This window comes from Allobosea sp. GW821-FHT10B12 (genome assembly GCF_059415545.1).
In genome coordinates this window covers 75,406-90,925 of sequence record NZ_JBWKNL010000002.1, presented here as the reverse complement: position 1 = coordinate 90,925, position 15,520 = coordinate 75,406, and the positions used below count along the sequence as shown (strand labels likewise).

General features: G+C 67.1%; 16 protein-coding genes and 1 pseudogene. 8 read left to right on the top strand and 9 right to left on the bottom strand.

What is annotated here, in order from left to right; genetic code table 11:
• The first annotated feature begins 9 nt into the window (after window positions 1-9).
• Window positions 10-642 (top strand): LysE family translocator, encoded by a 633-nt coding sequence (locus tag AC07O0_RS05690; protein WP_494620851.1) that lies wholly within the window; start codon window positions 10-12, stop codon window positions 640-642.
• On the opposite strand, the gene AC07O0_RS05685 is transcribed toward AC07O0_RS05690, so the two are convergent.
• Window positions 643-1,398, bottom strand: coding sequence for an SIR2 family NAD-dependent protein deacylase (locus tag AC07O0_RS05685; RefSeq protein WP_494620849.1), 756 nt, complete (start codon window positions 1,396-1,398; stop codon window positions 643-645).
• Window positions 1,399-1,508: 110 nt separating this feature from the next.
• Here AC07O0_RS05685 and AC07O0_RS05680 point away from each other — a divergent pair, with 110 nt between their 5' ends.
• Window positions 1,509-2,693 (top strand): aminotransferase, encoded by a 1,185-nt coding sequence (locus tag AC07O0_RS05680; RefSeq protein ID WP_494620847.1) that lies wholly within the window; start codon window positions 1,509-1,511, stop codon window positions 2,691-2,693.
• A gap of 4 nt (window positions 2,694-2,697) precedes the next feature.
• Here AC07O0_RS05680 and AC07O0_RS05675 read toward each other — a convergent pair whose 3' ends face one another.
• Together AC07O0_RS05675 and AC07O0_RS05670 are read right to left on the bottom strand one after the other, a co-directional pair.
• On the bottom strand, window positions 2,698-3,900 hold the full coding sequence (locus AC07O0_RS05675) for an ABC transporter substrate-binding protein (protein ID WP_494620845.1): 1,203 nt from the start codon (window positions 3,898-3,900) through the stop codon (window positions 2,698-2,700).
• A 47-nt stretch (window positions 3,901-3,947) separates the two neighbouring features.
• Window positions 3,948-4,886 carry an alpha/beta fold hydrolase gene (locus AC07O0_RS05670; RefSeq protein ID WP_494620843.1) on the bottom strand — a complete coding sequence of 313 codons (939 nt, stop codon included), beginning with the start codon at window positions 4,884-4,886 and terminating at the stop codon, window positions 3,948-3,950.
• An 87-nt stretch (window positions 4,887-4,973) separates the two neighbouring features.
• On the opposite strand from AC07O0_RS05670, the gene AC07O0_RS05665 reads away from it, so the two are divergent.
• The 3 genes and pseudogenes from AC07O0_RS05665 (at window position 4,974) to AC07O0_RS05655 (ending at window position 7,086) form a co-directional block, all read left to right on the top strand.
• On the top strand, window positions 4,974-5,483 hold the full coding sequence (locus tag AC07O0_RS05665; RefSeq protein WP_494620841.1) for a MarR family winged helix-turn-helix transcriptional regulator: 510 nt from the start codon (window positions 4,974-4,976) through the stop codon (window positions 5,481-5,483).
• A 163-nt stretch (window positions 5,484-5,646) separates the two neighbouring features.
• Window positions 5,647-5,766, top strand: a pseudogene (locus AC07O0_RS05660) (ClpX C4-type zinc finger protein); the annotation flags it as partial.
• 354 nt (window positions 5,767-6,120) lie between these two features.
• Window positions 6,121-7,086, top strand: a complete 966-nt coding sequence (locus tag AC07O0_RS05655) for a VOC family protein (protein ID WP_494620839.1) — start codon at window positions 6,121-6,123, stop codon at window positions 7,084-7,086.
• A gap of 22 nt (window positions 7,087-7,108) precedes the next feature.
• Here AC07O0_RS05655 and AC07O0_RS05650 read toward each other — a convergent pair whose 3' ends face one another.
• A complete protein-coding gene (locus AC07O0_RS05650; RefSeq protein ID WP_494620837.1) occupies window positions 7,109-7,870 on the bottom strand; it encodes an SDR family NAD(P)-dependent oxidoreductase in 762 nt (253 codons plus the stop codon).
• A 154-nt stretch (window positions 7,871-8,024) separates the two neighbouring features.
• Here AC07O0_RS05650 and AC07O0_RS05645 point away from each other — a divergent pair, with 154 nt between their 5' ends.
• Entirely contained in the window at window positions 8,025-8,627 is a 603-nt protein-coding gene (locus AC07O0_RS05645; protein WP_494622353.1) for a TetR/AcrR family transcriptional regulator, read from the top strand.
• A gap of 37 nt (window positions 8,628-8,664) precedes the next feature.
• Here the strand turns inward: AC07O0_RS05645 and AC07O0_RS05640 are convergent, their stop codons facing one another.
• Window positions 8,665-10,194, bottom strand: a complete 1,530-nt coding sequence (locus AC07O0_RS05640) for a UxaA family hydrolase (RefSeq protein ID WP_494620835.1) — start codon at window positions 10,192-10,194, stop codon at window positions 8,665-8,667.
• Window positions 10,195-10,358: 164 nt separating this feature from the next.
• Here AC07O0_RS05640 and AC07O0_RS05635 point away from each other — a divergent pair, with 164 nt between their 5' ends.
• Window positions 10,359-10,517 carry a hypothetical protein gene (locus AC07O0_RS05635; protein WP_494620833.1) on the top strand — a complete coding sequence of 53 codons (159 nt, stop codon included), beginning with the start codon at window positions 10,359-10,361 and terminating at the stop codon, window positions 10,515-10,517.
• 112 nt (window positions 10,518-10,629) lie between these two features.
• Here the strand turns inward: AC07O0_RS05635 and AC07O0_RS05630 are convergent, their stop codons facing one another.
• Together AC07O0_RS05630 and gnd are read right to left on the bottom strand one after the other, a co-directional pair.
• Window positions 10,630-11,157 (bottom strand): gluconokinase, encoded by a 528-nt coding sequence (locus tag AC07O0_RS05630; protein ID WP_494620831.1) that lies wholly within the window; start codon window positions 11,155-11,157, stop codon window positions 10,630-10,632.
• Between the two features lie 6 nt (window positions 11,158-11,163).
• Complete coding sequence (gene gnd, locus AC07O0_RS05625; protein WP_494620829.1) at window positions 11,164-12,150, bottom strand: phosphogluconate dehydrogenase (NAD(+)-dependent, decarboxylating); 987 nt, start codon at window positions 12,148-12,150, stop codon at window positions 11,164-11,166.
• Window positions 12,151-12,362: 212 nt separating this feature from the next.
• Between gnd and AC07O0_RS05620 the strand changes: the two genes are divergently transcribed.
• Window positions 12,363-14,177, top strand: a complete 1,815-nt coding sequence (locus tag AC07O0_RS05620) for a monovalent cation:proton antiporter-2 (CPA2) family protein (RefSeq protein ID WP_494620827.1) — start codon at window positions 12,363-12,365, stop codon at window positions 14,175-14,177.
• 19 nt (window positions 14,178-14,196) lie between these two features.
• On the opposite strand, the gene AC07O0_RS05615 is transcribed toward AC07O0_RS05620, so the two are convergent.
• Together AC07O0_RS05615 and AC07O0_RS05610 are read right to left on the bottom strand one after the other, a co-directional pair.
• Entirely contained in the window at window positions 14,197-14,487 is a 291-nt protein-coding gene (locus tag AC07O0_RS05615; protein WP_494620825.1) for a hypothetical protein, read from the bottom strand.
• A 5-nt stretch (window positions 14,488-14,492) separates the two neighbouring features.
• Complete coding sequence (locus tag AC07O0_RS05610; protein ID WP_494620823.1) at window positions 14,493-15,503, bottom strand: 1-aminocyclopropane-1-carboxylate deaminase; 1,011 nt, start codon at window positions 15,501-15,503, stop codon at window positions 14,493-14,495.
• Between the last annotated feature and the right edge of the window lie 17 nt (window positions 15,504-15,520).

Here is a 15,520-nt window from a genome sequence, read left to right as displayed (position 1 = left end):
GACCCAGTCATGCTCGATCTCACCACGCTCGCTTTGTTCACCGCCGCTTGCGCCGTGCTGACGGCGACCCCCGGTCCCGACATGCTGCTGATCGCCTCGCGCAGCATGAGCCAGGGCCGCGCCGCCGGCTTCATGACCTATGCCGGCATCTCGGCCGGCTGCTATCTGCAGGGGTTTGCGGCCGCCTATGGCCTGTCGCAGCTCTTCATCCTGGTGCCGGCAGCCTACGACATCCTGCGCTGGGCCGGCGCCGCCTATCTCGCTTACCTCGCCTGGAAGACGCTGCGCGCGCCCGCTGCGCTGTTCGCGCCCAGCACCGACGTCCCGCGCATGCCGCTGCGCCAGATCTTCCTGCAAGGCCTGCTCACCAACCTGCTCAATCCCAAGATCGCGCTGTTCATGCTGGCGCTGCTGCCGCAATTCCTGCGGCCCGAAGCCGGCTCGCTCTTCCTGCAGGTGATGGTGCTGGTGACGATCCTGACCGGGCTCGGCCTCGTCGCCAACAGCATCGTCATCATGACCGCCAGCCGGCTCGGCCGCGCCATCGCCAGCCGTCCCCATCTGGCGCTCTGGCCGCAGCGCATCCTCGGCGTCGTCTTCGGTGGGCTGGCCGTGCGCCTCGCCCTCGCCTCGCGCGACTGATCAGTTCGCCAATCGCGCCAATGCCGGGCCGATCTCGCTGCGCACGACGAGATCGGCGATCGGGTCGAGATCGGTCGGCTCGCGGTTGAGGATGACGAGCTTGGCTCCGTTGCGCTTGGCGATGACCGGAAAGGTCGCGGCCGGGAAGACGACGAGCGAGGAGCCGGCGACGAGATAGAGATCCGCCGACATCGTGAGCTCATGCGCCCGCAGCATCGGCTGCTGCGGCATCTGCTGCCCGAAGGAGATCGTCGCCGTCTTCACGACGCCGGCGCACATCATGCAAGCCGCCGGTTCGCCGCTCGCCTCGAACGCCTCCCGGATCGCCGAAAGCTCGTACCGCCAGCCGCAGGTCAGGCAGGTCGCATAAGTGCCATTGCCGTGCAGTTCGATCACACCGCCCTCGGCGATGCCCGAAGCCTGGTGCAGGCCGTCGATGTTCTGGGTGATCACGCCGGGCGAGCGCCCTTCGGCCACCAATGTCGCCAGCGCGCGGTGGCCGCGATTGGGCTTGGCGTCGCGATAATGGTCGTCCATCGCGAATTTGCGCCGCCAGGCCTCGATCCGTGCCTCGCGGCTGGCGAGGAAGGCCTCGAACGGGATCGGCTTGTTGGTCATCCAAGGTGACCCGGGCGAGCGGAAATCCGGCACGCCCGATTCGGTCGAAATGCCAGCTCCGGTGAAGGGCACGATCACCCGGGCGCGGTCGAGCATGGCGTGCAGTTCCTCGATCGCGTCCTGTGTCTCGTCGTCCATTCGATCAGCCTCGCCTTGTTCCGGTTCGAATATGGGGCGTGCCGGCGCTGCGCTCCAGCCCTGCCGGCGAAGCCGTTGACGCCGGAAGAAACGCGCCGCAAAGCTCGGCCATGACTGCGCCCTCTCCCGCCCCGCTCAATCCCGATCTCATCGACACCGCGACACCGCCGATCCCCGAGGCCAAGGCCTGGGCCCGCGGCTATGCCGGCGGTCACGGCCCGCTGATCGACCTGTCGCAGGCCGTGCCGGGCTCGCCACCCCCCGGCACCCTGCTCGAACGTCTCGCCGCGGCAGCAGCGGAGCCCGAGAGCACGCGCTACGGCCCGATCGCCGGCGACGATATCCTGCGCGAGGCCTATGCTGCCGAGAGCAGCGCCTTCTACGGCGGCATGATCCGGCCGCAGGAGATCGCGATCACCGCCGGCTGCAACCAAGCTTTCGTCACCGTGATGATGGCGCTGGCGCGGGCCGGCGACAACGTGCTGCTGCCGACGCCGTGGTACTTCAACCACGAGATGACGCTCAGCATGCTCGGCGTCGAGCCGCGTCCTCTGCCCTGCGATCCGCAAGCCGGCTTCGTCCCGGATGCCACCGTCGCCGAGGCGCTGATCGACGAGCGCACCCGCGCCATCGTCCTGGTGACGCCGAACAACCCAACAGGAGCGGTCTATCCGCCCGCCACCATCGCCGCCTTCGCCGCGCTTTGTCGCAGGCGCAAGATCTGGCTGGTGCTCGACGAGACCTATCGCGACTTCCTGCCCGAAGGGCTCGACCGCCCGCATGAGCTCTTTTCCGCAAGCGACTGGCAGGATTCGCTGATCGGCCTCTACAGCTTCTCCAAGGCCTATGCCGTGCCCGGCTGGCGGCTGGGTGCGATCACGGCTGGCGAAGCCGCGCTGGCCCAGATCGGCAAGGTGCTCGACTGCGTCCAGATCAGCCCCGTCCGTGCCGGCCAGAGCGCCGTCGCCTGGGGCATCGACGGCATCCGCGCCTGGCGTGAGGCCAACCGCGCCGAGATGAATTCCCGCGCCGCGCTCTTCCGCCAGGCGATCGCGCCGCTGAACGGCTGGAGCGTGCTCGCTGCGGGCGCCTATTTCGCCTATGTCGCCCATCCCTTCGAGGGCGTGCCGGCCGCAGAGGTCGTCCGCCAGCTGGTGCAGGAGCGGGGCGTGCTCGCTTTGCCCGGCCCCTATTTCGGTCCCGGCCAGGAGCAGCATTTGCGCATCGCCATCGCCAATGTCGCGGCCGAGCGCATCGCCGCGCTCGGCGAGCGGCTCAAGGGTTTTGCGCTCTGAAGCGTCAGCCCTTCGCCGCCGGGCACTTGCTCTCCGACAGCGGCCAGACGGTCTCCTCCGGCGCGATCTTGCGCACGATCTCGAAATAGTCCCACGGCCCCTTCGAATCCGCCGGCTTCTTGACGCGGGCGAGATACATCTCGCGCAGCACCCTGCCATCGGCCCGGATCTTGGCGTCCTTGGTGAAGGCGTCGTTGATCGGCATCGCCCGCATCGCGGCGGCGACCTTGTCGGGATCGTCGGTGCCGGCCTGCTTGATCGCCTTGAGATAGTGCAGAACCGAGCCGTAGACACCAGCATGCAGCATGGACGGCATCATCCCGGCCTTCTCCAGGAATTGCTTCGACCAGGCGCGCGAGGGCTCGTCGAGGTCCCAATAGGAGGCGGTGGTGAGGTAGGTGCCCTGCGTCGCCTTGAGGCCGAGGCTGTGCACGTCCTGCAGGAAGAAGATCAGCGCCGCGAGGTTCTGCCCCTGCTCGGCGAGCCCGAACTCACCGGCCTGCTTGATCGCGTTGACGGTGTCGTTGCCGGCATTGGCGATGCCGATCACCTTGGCGCCCGAGGACTGCGCCCGCAGCAGGAAGGAGGAGAAATCGGCATTGTTCAGGGGGTGGCGCACCGCGCCGACGACCTTGCCGCCATTGGCCTCGACCACATCGGTCGCATCCTTCTGCAGCTGGTGGCCGAAGGCATAGTCGGAAGCCAGCATGAACCAGGAGGTGCCGCCGGCCTTGACCACGGCCGAGGCAGTGCCGCGGGCGACACCATAGGTGTCGTAGGTCCAGTGGAAGCCATAGGGCGAGCACTGCTCATTGGTCAGCGCCGTGGTGCCGGCACCGGAATACATCACGATCCGCTTCTTCTCGCGGGCGAGCGATTGCAGCGCCAGCGCCACCGCGGAGTTCGGCACATCGACGACGGCATCGACCTTGTCGATGTCGAACCATTGCCGGGCGACGGAGGTGCCGACATCGGCCTTGTGCTGGTGATCGGCGGCAACGATCTGGATCGGCTTGCCGAGCACGCTCGCACCGAACTCCTTCACCGCCAGCTCGGCCGCGATGACAGAGCCCTTGCCGCCGATATCGGCGGTGACGCCGCCCATATCGGTCAGCACGCCGATCTTGACGACATCGTCGCTGACCTGGGCCAGCGCCTGCATGGTGGCGAGCGCCATCAGGGCGCCGCCCGCTAGAAGCGACCGCATCAGATTTCCTCCCGAGCTGTCGTCCGGCCTTACCGCCGGTTCGAGCTTCAAAGACCCTTTGTCTCCAGCCAGGCGACGATCAGGGCCGCGATCTCGTCGCTGTTGTCCTCGCACATCGGCATATGGCCGTTGCCGCTGATGCCGCGCTCCGGCAGCCAGACGAACTCGGCGCCGAGATAGCGTGCCGTCGCTTCGTCGACCGCGCGCGGATGGCGCGGATCGCTGTCGCCGGTGACGATCAGGATCGGTAGGTCGGCAAGGTTCGCCGGATCGGCGATGCGCAGACCCTTGCCGCCGATGTTGAAGCGCTCGTTCATCAGGCGCGCACTCTCAGGCACGATCGAGCGGCGATAGGCCTCGAAGGCCTGCTGCGGAAAGCGCTCGGAATTGGCCCAATAGGCCCGCATGAACTCCGGCGGGATGAAGAGCGGCTTGTCCTCTTCGACCCGGACCGGGCAGCCGAGGCTCTCATCGTCCTTGAGCTTGGCGACCGCCTCGGCATCGTCGGGCAGTACCGGCAGGAGATTGGCCGGCCCACCGGGCGCGATGCCGACGATGGCGGCAACCGCCTGCGGGCTCCGCTCGGCGATCCACCAGGCCATGGGCCCGCTCGCCGAATGCACCAGCAGCACCGCCGGCCCGATCTCCTCGAGCAGACGCTGCAACGAGGTCGCAATCTCGACGCTCGACAGGGTCGCGAAATCCGGCCGCATCGGCGAGCGGCCATGGCCCGGCCAGTCCGGCACGAAGACCTCGCGGCCGGAGGTGGCGAAGGCGGCCGCCCAGCCCGGCCGGCCATCGGGCGTCGTCAGATAGCAGGCGCCGGTATGGCCGCCGCCATGGACGAGGACGATCGGCAGACGCCCGGGCTGCGTCGCCCCGAGCCGGTCGACATAGATCGGATGGGCGTCCGTGCCCGAATAGAAGCATTGCCGCTCCGGCGCGCGCGAAAGTGCCTGACGCCTTGTGGCACCAGCCTGTTCCATCGCCTCCTCCCGGCACGGCAAAACCGTGCCATTCCTTATCCGGGATGCTAGGACCGGCTCATGGCGCGCGCAACAAAAAAGTCTAATGTGAGACTAATTCCGCAAGACGAGGCCAGCGAGCTCGACGCCGGTCAGCGGCGCGCCATCCTCGACGGCACCGCGATCCCGACCGCCTACAAGATCGGCTATATCCTGAACTTCTATCGCGAGCCGTCCTTCCGGGCGATCGAGATGGAGTTCGGGCTGACCCGGCCGGAGATCGTCATCCTGATCTTCCTGACCGTGCGCGACGGCGCCAGCGCCAGTGAGTTCTGCGAGTTCTCCGGCCATCTCAAGGCGAGCGTCAGCCGCGCCGTGATCCTGCTCGAGAAGAAGAAGCTGATCCGGCGCGAGCCCGACAGGGCCGACAGCCGGCGCCAGCTGCTCTTCCTGACGGTGGAAGGCCGCGCCCTCTACGAGCGCTACATCCCGGCGCTCAAGGCCAGGGAGCAGGCGATGCTCGACTGCCTCTCGGGCGAAGAGCGGAGCCAGCTCGGGCAGCTGCTCGACAAGCTCGCCGCCCATGTCCCGCAATGGGGCTTCACCTCCGAGCTCTGAGCATCAGGAGAGAGGTGCCGACCAGTCGGCCAACGTCAAGTTGACCTTGACAAAAAATCCCTGATGCCGGAGTTTCATGTCAAGCTCACCTTGACAGGAGGCGGCCATGACGACATCGGATCAGGCTCCCGGCGAGGCTGGCTCCGGCAACTGGAAAAAGCGCCTGAGCAAGGCGTTGAAGCCGCTCCTGCACTGCTCGTTCTGCGGCAAGAACCAGCATGACGTCGAGAAGCTCGTCGCCGGCCCGGCGGTCTTCATCTGCAATGAGTGCGTCGCCAAGTGCAACGCGTTCATGGCGCTGCCGGTCGACGCGCCGCGGCCGGATTCGCAAGTGCGGAGCATCCAGAATCTCGAGGCGCTGCCGACCGAGCGACTCCTGCATTGGCTCAAGACCGAGGCGGCCCTCTACGAGCACACCGCCATCGGGCTGGGCAGGACGGTCGATGTCCTGCGCAAGCGCAAGATCTCCTGGGCCGCGATCGGCGAAGCGCTCGGAATTTCCCGCCAGGCGGCCTGGGACCGCTTCTCCTAATGCACCGCCTTGGGCAGACCCTCGCGCGCTTGTGACATGCATGCCGCCGCGAAGAATGCTCTGCACCGCCGCAGCGGCAACACGCCGCGACCGGACCAGGTGACGATGACGATCGCATTGACGAGGCGGACCCTGCTGCGGCTCGCCGGCACCACCTCGCTCGCCATGGCGGCTGCCGCAGCCGCACGGGCGGAAGGACCGACGCCGGTCGTCGGGCCGGGCCTTGCCGGCAGCGCGCCGATCCACTGCGGCGCGATCGGCCTGCGCGTGCGCGATCTCGACCGGATGAGCCGCTACTACCAGTCCGTGCTCGGCCTTAGCGTCATCTCGGCCAGCGCCGACGGCATCATCCTCGGCGCCGGCGGCGTGCCGCTGGTCTGGCTGGAGCCGCGGCCGCAGGCTGCCTACGAGCCGCGCAATGCCGCCGGCCTGTTCCACACCGCTTTCCTAATGCCCTCACGGCACGATCTCGCCCGCTGGCTCGTCCATGTCGCCCGCAACCAGACGCCGCTCACCGGCTTCGCCGACCACAGCGTCAGTGAGGCGGTCTATCTCGACGATCCCGAGGGCAACGGCATCGAGGTCTATGCCGACCGCGACCCGCGCCTCTGGCGCTGGGAGGGCGAGCGCGTCGTCATGGGCACGCACCGGCTCGACGTCGACGGCATCCTCGCCATGACGGACACCAGCCGCAGCGACTATCGCGAGGCGCCTGCCGGACTGCGCATCGGCCATATGCATCTGCGCGTCGGCGACATCGCACAGTCTGAGAGCTTCTATCGCGACGCGATCGGCCTCGATTCAACCTCGCGCCGCGACACGGCGAGCTTCCTCTCGTCAGGCCGCTATCATCACCATGTCGCGCTCAACACCTGGAACAGCGCCGGCGCCGGGCCGCGCGACCGGGCCCAGACCGGCCTCGACTGGTTCTCGCTGGAGGTCGCCGATCCCACGCTGCTGGCGGCGCAGCGCGAGCGCATGGCGAAAGCCGGCTATGCGCCGACAACGGTGGCACGCGGCTTCGAGAGCACCGACCCGTGGGGCACGCGGCTCAGATTGGTCGGTATCTGAGCCGCGCGCGAGCGCAGCCGCTTCAGATGCCCACGCCACCCGACACGCTGATCACCTCACCGGTGATATAGCCCGCATTCGGACCTGCCAGGAAGCCGACCGTACCGGCCACTTCCTCGAGCGTGGCGAGACGGCGGATCGGATGCATGTCGAGGAAGGCAGCGGGCGCATCTGTGCTGCCCAGCGCGTCGACCATCATGTCGGTCGGCATCGCACCGGGCTGGACAACGTTGGCAGTGATGCCGCGTCCGCCGAGATCGCGGGCCATCCCTTTCGCATATCCGATGAGCGCGGCCTTGGTTCCCGCATAATCGGCCACCCCAGCCATCAAGGCATGCGTGCCGAGACGCGAACCGATGAAGACGATCCGACCGCCATCCGACAGCAAGGGGGCGGCCGCGCGCGTCAGGGCCACGGGGCCCATCACGTTGATCTGCCACTGGCGATCGAGATTGACGGTATCGAGTTTAGGATCGTCGACCGTCTTGCCCTGCACGGCGATGGCCGCGTTGTTGACGAGGATGTCGAGCTTGCCGAACTGCGCGACGACCTCGTCGACCAACGGCTTGGCCGCGGCCATGTCGGCCTGGTCGCTCTGGATCGCAAGGGCTCTCACGCCCTTGGCCTTGAGCTTTTCGACCACGGCCTCAGCCTTCTGCGCCGAGGCGACATAGCTGATCGCGACGTCCGCGCCCTGCTCCGCCAGCGCCTCGGCAACGGCGGCGCCGAGCCCGCGCGAGCCGCCGGTCACGAGGGCGACCTTGCCCTGCAATGTCTTCGACATGGGAATTTCTCCAGATGGATGCGCCGCATCAGCCATTGGCGAGCGGCAGTTTCGTTATCGTAACGATCGTTACTATAACGATTGGTATGAAATATGGACAAAGCCTGTCAAGCGGTTTAATAATGCTCGTTATGAAAAGAGCTGGACCACCCTGATGGGACGCCATCGCGAGTTCGACGTCGAGAAGGCGCTCGACGCGGCGCTCTGCGTCTTCTGGCGCAAGGGCTATGAGGGCGCGTCCTATGCCGACCTGACGCAGGCGACCGGCGTCGAGCGGCCCGCCCTCTATTCGGCCTTCGGCAACAAGGAAGCGCTCTTCGGCCTGGCCTTGAACCGCTATTACGAACGCTATCTCGACCACTTTCCGAAAGCGCTTCTGCTGCCGACGGCACGGGAAGTCGCCGCCGGCATCATGTTCGGCGCCATCGACGTCAACACGCGCTATCCCGACCATACCGGATGCCTCGGTATCAACGGCATCGTGGCGGGATCGGACGAGGCGGAGCCGGTGCGGCAGCTACTGATCGAGGCGCGCGCCGCCGGCGAGGCGCTGCTTCGCGAGCGCTTCGAGCGGGCGAAGGCCGAGGGCGACCTGCCGGAGATGGCCAAGCCCGATGTGCTCGCGGCGTTCGTGCTAACGGTGATTCACGGCATGGCGGTGCAGGCCAAGGCCGGCTTCAGTCGCGACGTGCTACGGGCCATCGCCGAGCAGGCGCTGTCGACCTGGCCTACCGGCCGGCCCGGAACGTCAGGCTAGAGCGAGGCTGTAATAGCACCTCGCCCGCGCCCTCACCTCACATCGTCGCGCCGATCTGCCAGGGCACGAACTCGGCGTCGCCATAGCCGAGCTGCTCGGACTTGGAGCGCTCGCCGGAGGCGATCTTCAGCAGCGTCTCGAAGATCTCGCGGCCCTTCTCTTCCAGACTCACCCCGTCGAGCACGTCGCCGCAATTGATGTCCATGTCGTCGATCATCTTCTCGTAGATCGGCGTGTTGGTGGCGAGCTTCACCGAGGGCGTCGGCTTGCAGCCATAGGCCGATCCGCGGCCAGTGGTGAAGGCGAGGATGTTGGCGCCGCCCGCGACCTGCCCGGTCGCAGCGACCGGGTCGTAGCCAGGCGTGTCCATGTAGACGAAGCCCTTGTCGCGCACCGGCTCGGCATAGTGATAGACGGCCGAGAGCGTCTTGGTGCCGCCCTTGGCGGCTGCGCCGAGCGACTTCTCCAGGATGGTGGTGAGCCCGCCCGCCTTGTTACCCGGCGACGGGTTGTTGTTCATGCTCATCCGGGCACGCTCGGTATAATCCTCCCACCACTTGATGATGCCGACGAGCTTCTCGCCGACCTCGCGCGTGGCGGCGCGGCGGGTCAGCAGGTGCTCGGCGCCGTAGATTTCCGGCGTCTCGGAGAGGATCGCGGTGCCGCCATGCTCGACCAGGATGTCGACGGCGGCGCCCAGCGCCGGATTGGCGGTGATGCCGGAATAGCCGTCGGAGCCGCCGCATTGCAGCGCCAGCATCAGTTCGGAAGCCGGCACGGTCTCGCGCGAGACCCGGTTGGCGATCGGCAGCATCGTCTTCAGCGCCTCGACGCCGGCTGCGACCGACTTCTTCGTGCCGCCAGTCTCCTGGATCGTCATGGTGCGGAAGATGTCGCTCTCCTCGACGCCATAGGCTTCCTTCATCCGCTTGATCTGGAAGCCCTCGCAGCCGAGTCCGACGACCAGCACCGCCGCCATGTTCGGGTTGCAGGCATAGCCCCAAGTGGTGCGCTTCAGCACCTCGAAGCTCTCGCCGTTGTAGTCGATGCCGCAGCCGGTGCCGTGCGTCAGCGCGATCACGCCATCGACATTGGGATAGTCGGCGAGGATGCCCGAGCGCTTGACCTCCTCGGCCATGAAGCGCGCGGCCGAGGCCGAGCAGTTCACCGAGGTCAGGATGCCGACATAGTTGCGCGTGCCGGCGCGGCCGTCCTTGCGGCGGAAGCCCTGGAAGGTCGCCTGCTGCTCGACCGGCAGGATCAGCTCCTGCTTGGCTTCGGCGGCGTAGGCATAGTCGCGCTCGAAGGCGTGGAAGCCGGTATTGTGCTCGTGCACCCATTCGCCCGGCGGGATGTCGTCTGTCGCGAAACCGATGATCTGGCCGAACTTGCGGATCGGCTCGTCCTTGGCGATCCGGGTCAGCGCGATCTTGTGGCCGCGCGGGATGCGCTTCAGCGCGGTGACCCCGGCAGCACTGACACCGACATCGATCGGGTCGACGGCGACCGCGACATTGTCGGCGGCATTGAGCTTGAGCGTGCGCGGCGGAACGGCTTTGTCGAGCATGATGATACCTTGGAACGGCGGCTCCCCCGCCTCCCCCAAGCAATGCGCCGATTGCGGCCTTTTTTCAATCGGTTGAAACTGGGAGCGGGCTTGCAGCCGGCGCCGGACGGGCGCAGGCTGCATGCCGGACGGGATATGCCCGTTCGACGTGGGCGGAGGTTTCCGTGCACACAGCCGATCGCTCGCAGGCGCCGCTGCTGCCGTTGATCCTGGCCTATCTCCGGCACAGGCTCGCGCTGTTCGCAGCTTCACTCAGGCCGCGCCACCGCGCCCAGGACATCGCGGCGCTGACCTCGCGGGACAGCGCGCCGCCGGGCGGGTGAGGTTTTGTCCGTCATGGTCGGGCTTGTCCCGACCATCCACGTCTTCGCTGACCGAGAGCGCTGTTCAAGACGTGGATGCTCGCCACAAGGGCGAGTATGACGCTAGTGCGTTTCAAACCAGCCGCAGCTCCCGCACGACCTGCTCGACGATCGCCTCCTTGCTCGCCTCGACCTGGACGACGAGCGGCTTCTCGTCCGCGCCCGGCTCCTCCAGCGTCGCGAACTGGCTGTCGAGCAGCGCGGGCGGCATGAAATGGTGCTGGCGCGCCGCCATGCGCTCGCCGATCAGTTCGCGCGAGCCCTTGAGATAGACCAGCGCGACATCGGGCCGATCCCCGACGATCACCTCGCGATACGCCTTCTTCAGCGCCGAGCAGGTGACGATGCCGTTCTTGCCCGTGCTGCGGAGTTCGTCGATCCAGGCCGCGATCGCCGCCAGCCAGGGCTTGCGGTCCTCGTCGGTCAGCGGAATGCCTGAAGACATCTTCGCGACGTTCGCGGGCGGATGGAACGAGTCGGCATCGCGGAACGGCCAGCCGAGGCGCTCGGCCAGCCGCTCGCCGAGCGAGGTCTTGCCCGAGCTCGCGACGCCCATCACGACGATCACCGCCGGTGCCCCGGCGTCCTTGGCAAAGGTCATACTCGCTCAGCCTTGCTTCTTCGGCTCGACATGGCCGCCGAAGCCGGCGCGCATGGCGGAGAGGATTTTTTCGGCGAAGGTATGGTCCTTGCGCGAGCGGAAGCGGGTGTAGAGCGAGGAGGTCAGCACCTCGGCCGGCGTCGCGGTCTCGATCGCCGCCTGCACCGTCCAGCGCCCCTCGCCCGAATCCGAGACATGGCCGGAATAGGCGCCGAGCTCCTCGTCGGCCGCCAGCGCCTCGGCGGTGAGATCGAGCAGCCATGAGGTCACGACCGAGCCGCGCCGCCAGACCTCGGCGATCTCGGCGACGTCGAAATCGAAGCCGTATTCCTCAGGCAGGCCGTCCTTGGCCGAGGCGTTGCGCAAGAGGTCGAAGCCCTCGGCGAAGGCCTGCATCATCCCGTATTCGATGCCGTTATGGATCATCTTGACGAAATGGCCGGCGCCGGCCGGTCCGCAATGCAGATAGCCCTGCTCGGCCGTCGGGTTGCGCCCCTCGCGGTGTTTGGTCGGCTCGATCTCGCCCTTGCCCGGCGCCAGCGCCTTAAAGATCGGCTCCAGCCGGTCGAAGGTTGCCTTGTCGCCGCCGATCATCAGGCAATAGCCGCGATCGAGCCCGTGCACGCCGCCGGAAGTGCCGATGTCGAGATAGTGCAGGCCCTTGGCTTCGAGCTCGCGCCCGCGCCGGACATCGTCCTTCCAGAAGGCGTTGCCGCCATCGATCAGCGTATCGCCGGGGCTCATCATCACCGCGAGATCGGCGAGCGTCTTCTCGGTGATCTCGCCGGCCGGCAGCATGATCCAGATCGCGCGCGGCGCCTGGAGCTTCGCCACCATCTCCTTGAGATCTCCGACATTGACGGCGCCGTCCCTAGCCAGCGCCTCGCCCGGCTTCGGATCGCGGTCATAGACCACGCAATTGTGCCCGGTGCGGTGCAGCCGCCGGACGATATTGGCTCCCATGCGGCCGAGGCCGACCACTCCAAGCTGCATCGCGAACGCTCCTGCTGCCGGCAGAGAGCCGGCTTTTGCGATGCTAAATGCCCCGATGACGGTCGGCCGGCAAGCGTTGGCCGGCCGGCACACTAGCTGCATCATGCTGTCCGGGCGCTCTGGCGGCCGGGCGAAAGCTTGCCTAAACCGCCTGGGCGCCTTCTGTTTCGAAGGCACGGATATCCACAGCAGAGGCGGGAAAAGGCAGCGTTATGGCGGCGGAAGGCTTCTCTCAGGATCTGGTTCAGGCCGTCGGGCTTCTGGGCGCCGGCGTCATCGCGGTGCCGATCTTCCGCAAGCTCAAGCTCGGCTCGGTGCTCGGCTATTTCGCCGGCGGCCTCGTCATCGGCCCCTCCGGCATCGGCTTGTTCTCCAATCCCGAAAGCGTGCTCCACGTCGCCGAGTTCGGCGTCGTCATGTTCCTCTTCATCATCGGGCTGGAGATGCAGCCTTCCCGCCTTTGGAACTTGCGCGGCGAGATCTTCGGCCTCGGCGTCGCCCAGGTCGGGCTCTGCGGCGCGCTCTTGACCGGGGTCGGCATTCTGGCCGGGCTCGCCCCCGCCGCCGCCTTCATCGCCGGCATGGGCTTCGTCCTGTCCTCCACCGCGGTCGTGATGCAGATGCTGAACGAGCGCGGCGAGGCCTCGACGCCGCACGGCCAGCAGGCGGTCTCGATCCTGCTGCTCGAAGACCTCGCCATCGTGCCGCTGCTCGCGATCGTCGCCGTACTGGCGCCGAGCAAGGCGGCAGACAGCGGCGGCCTCATGCCCCTGCTGATCGGCGCCGGCTCGCTCGTCGGCCTTGTCGCCGCCGGCAAATGGCTGCTCAACCCGATGTTCCGGCTGCTCGCCAATGCGCAGGCCCGCGAGGTCATGACCGGCGCTGCCCTGCTCGTCGTGCTCGGCTCGGCGCTGGCGATGCAGCTCGGTGGCCTCTCCATGGCGATGGGCGCCTTCCTTGCTGGCGTGCTGCTATCGGAATCGACTTTCCGCCATCAGCTCGAGGCCGATATCGAGCCGTTCCGTGGCCTGCTGCTCGGCATGTTCTTCCTGGCTGTCGGCATGTCGCTCGATCTCAAGCTGATCGGCCAGGAATGGCGAGCCGTCGCGCTCGGCGTCGTCGCCTTCATGCTAGTCAAGGCAGCCGGCATCCTCATCGTCGCCAAGCTGTTCGGGACGCGCACGCGCAACGCGATCACCCGCGTCGCGCTATTCTCGCAGGGCGGCGAGTTCGCCTTCGTGCTCTACAGCGCCGCAGCGGCTGCGGGCATTTTCGATGCGCGCATCAACGCCATCGCCAGCGCGATTGTGATCCTCTCGATGGCCATCACATCATTGGTCGTGCTCGCCATCGATCGCTTCATGCCGCCCGAACAGGAATCGCTGGATGGCATCGAGCATGCCGAGGGCCTGAAAGGCCGCATCCTCGTCGTCGGCTTCGGACGCTTCGGCCAGGTCGCGAGCCAGGCCCTGCTCGCCCGCGGCTGCAGCATCTCGCTGATCGAGACCGACGTCGAGATGATCCAGGCCGCCGCGACCTTCGGCTTCAAGGTCTATTACGGCGACGGCACGCGCTCCGACATCCTGCACGCCTCGGGCGCGCATCAGGCCGAGGCGATCCTGGTCTGCGTCGAGAAGCGCGAGACGGCCAATGCGATCGTGCGGGTGGCGCAGGCTGAGTTCCCGCATGCCAAGCTGTTCGTGCGCGCCTTCGACCGCGGCCATTCGATGGATCTGATCCGCGCCGGCGTCGATTACCAGATCCGCGAGACCTTCGAATCCGCCATGGTCTTCGGCGGCGAGGTGCTGCGCGCCCTGGGCGTGCCGGAGGAGGAAGCCGCAGAGATCGTCGAGGACGTCCGCCGCCGCGACGCCGAGCGCCTTGACCTCCAGGTCGCGAGCGACATCCATGCCGGACAGGATCTGATCCATTACGGCAATCAGCCGACGCCTGCCCCGCTCACCAAGCCGAAGACAGCAGGTACGGTCATTGGCGATCTGCCTGACGCAGCCGGCGCCAGGCCGTAACGGCCGGCGCCGACATCTATCAGGGGAACATCAGCGGCAGCGGCTCGGCCTGCCAGACGGCTTCGAGCGTGAGCAGCCTGAGGGCAGTGGGACCCAGCCCGTCGCCGATCGCCTCGACGACGAAGCGCTCCGCCTCGGCTAGCCTCGGGAAAGCAACCGCCAGGATCACGCCATCGCCGAGGTCTCGATCACGGGCGACGAAGTTCAGCTTCGCCCGCCCGTGCAGGCCGAGCCGGCCGATGCGCGCGAGCAATATCTCGCGGAGATCCTCGCGCCCCGCCGCGATCTCACAAAGGACGAGCGCCTCCATGGCGCTCAACCGTTGCGGAAGGTGTAGCTGTAGCCGTTGATCGCCGGCACGCCGCCGAGATGCGCGTAGAGCACCTTCGAACCGGCCGGGAAGAAGCCCTTCTTCACCAGGTCGATCATGCCCTGCATCGATTTCCCCTCATAGACGGGGTCGGTCATCATCCCCTCGAGCCGGGCCGACAGGCGGATCGCCTCGATCGTTTCCTTGGAAGGCACGCCATAGACCGGATAGGCGTAGTCCTCGTTCAGCACGATGTCGTCCGCGGTGATCTCCTTGCCGCCGACCAGCTCGGAGGTCTTCTGCGCGATATCGAGCACCTGCGCCCTGGTCTGGGCCGGCGTGAACGAGGCGTCGATGCCGATGACGTTGCGCTGGCGGCCGTCCTTGGCGAAGCCGACGACCATGCCGGCATGGGTCGAGCCGGTGACGGTGCAGACGACGATGTAGTCGAACTTGAAGCCGAGCTCCTCCTCCTGCGCCCTCACCTCCTCGGCAAAGCCGACATAGCCGAGCCCGCCGAATTTGTGCACGGAGGCGCCGGCCGGGATCGCATAGGGCTTGCCGCCCTTGGCCTTCACATCCTCCAGCGCCTTTTCCCAGCTGGCGCGGATGCCGATGTCGAAGCCCTCGTCGACCAGCTCGACATGGGCGCCCATCACCCGGGACATCAGGATGTTGCCGACCCGGTCGTAGACCGCGTCCTCATGCGGCACCCAGCTCTCCTGCACGAGGCGGCACTTCATGCCGATCTTGGCGGCGGTCGCGGCGACCATGCGGGTATGGTTCGACTGCACCCCACCGATCGAGACCAGCGTGTCGGCGCCGGACGCGATCGCATCCGGGACGATGTATTCGAGCTTGCGCAGCTTGTTGCCACCGAAGGCGAGGCCGGAATTGCAGTCCTCGCGCTTGGCATAGAGCGCGACCCCGCCGCCGAGATGGGCGGAGAGGCGCGAGAGCTTCTCGATCGGCGACGGACCGAAGGTCAGGGGATAGCGTTCGAACTTGGCGAGCATGCGGGTTTCCCTTCTGA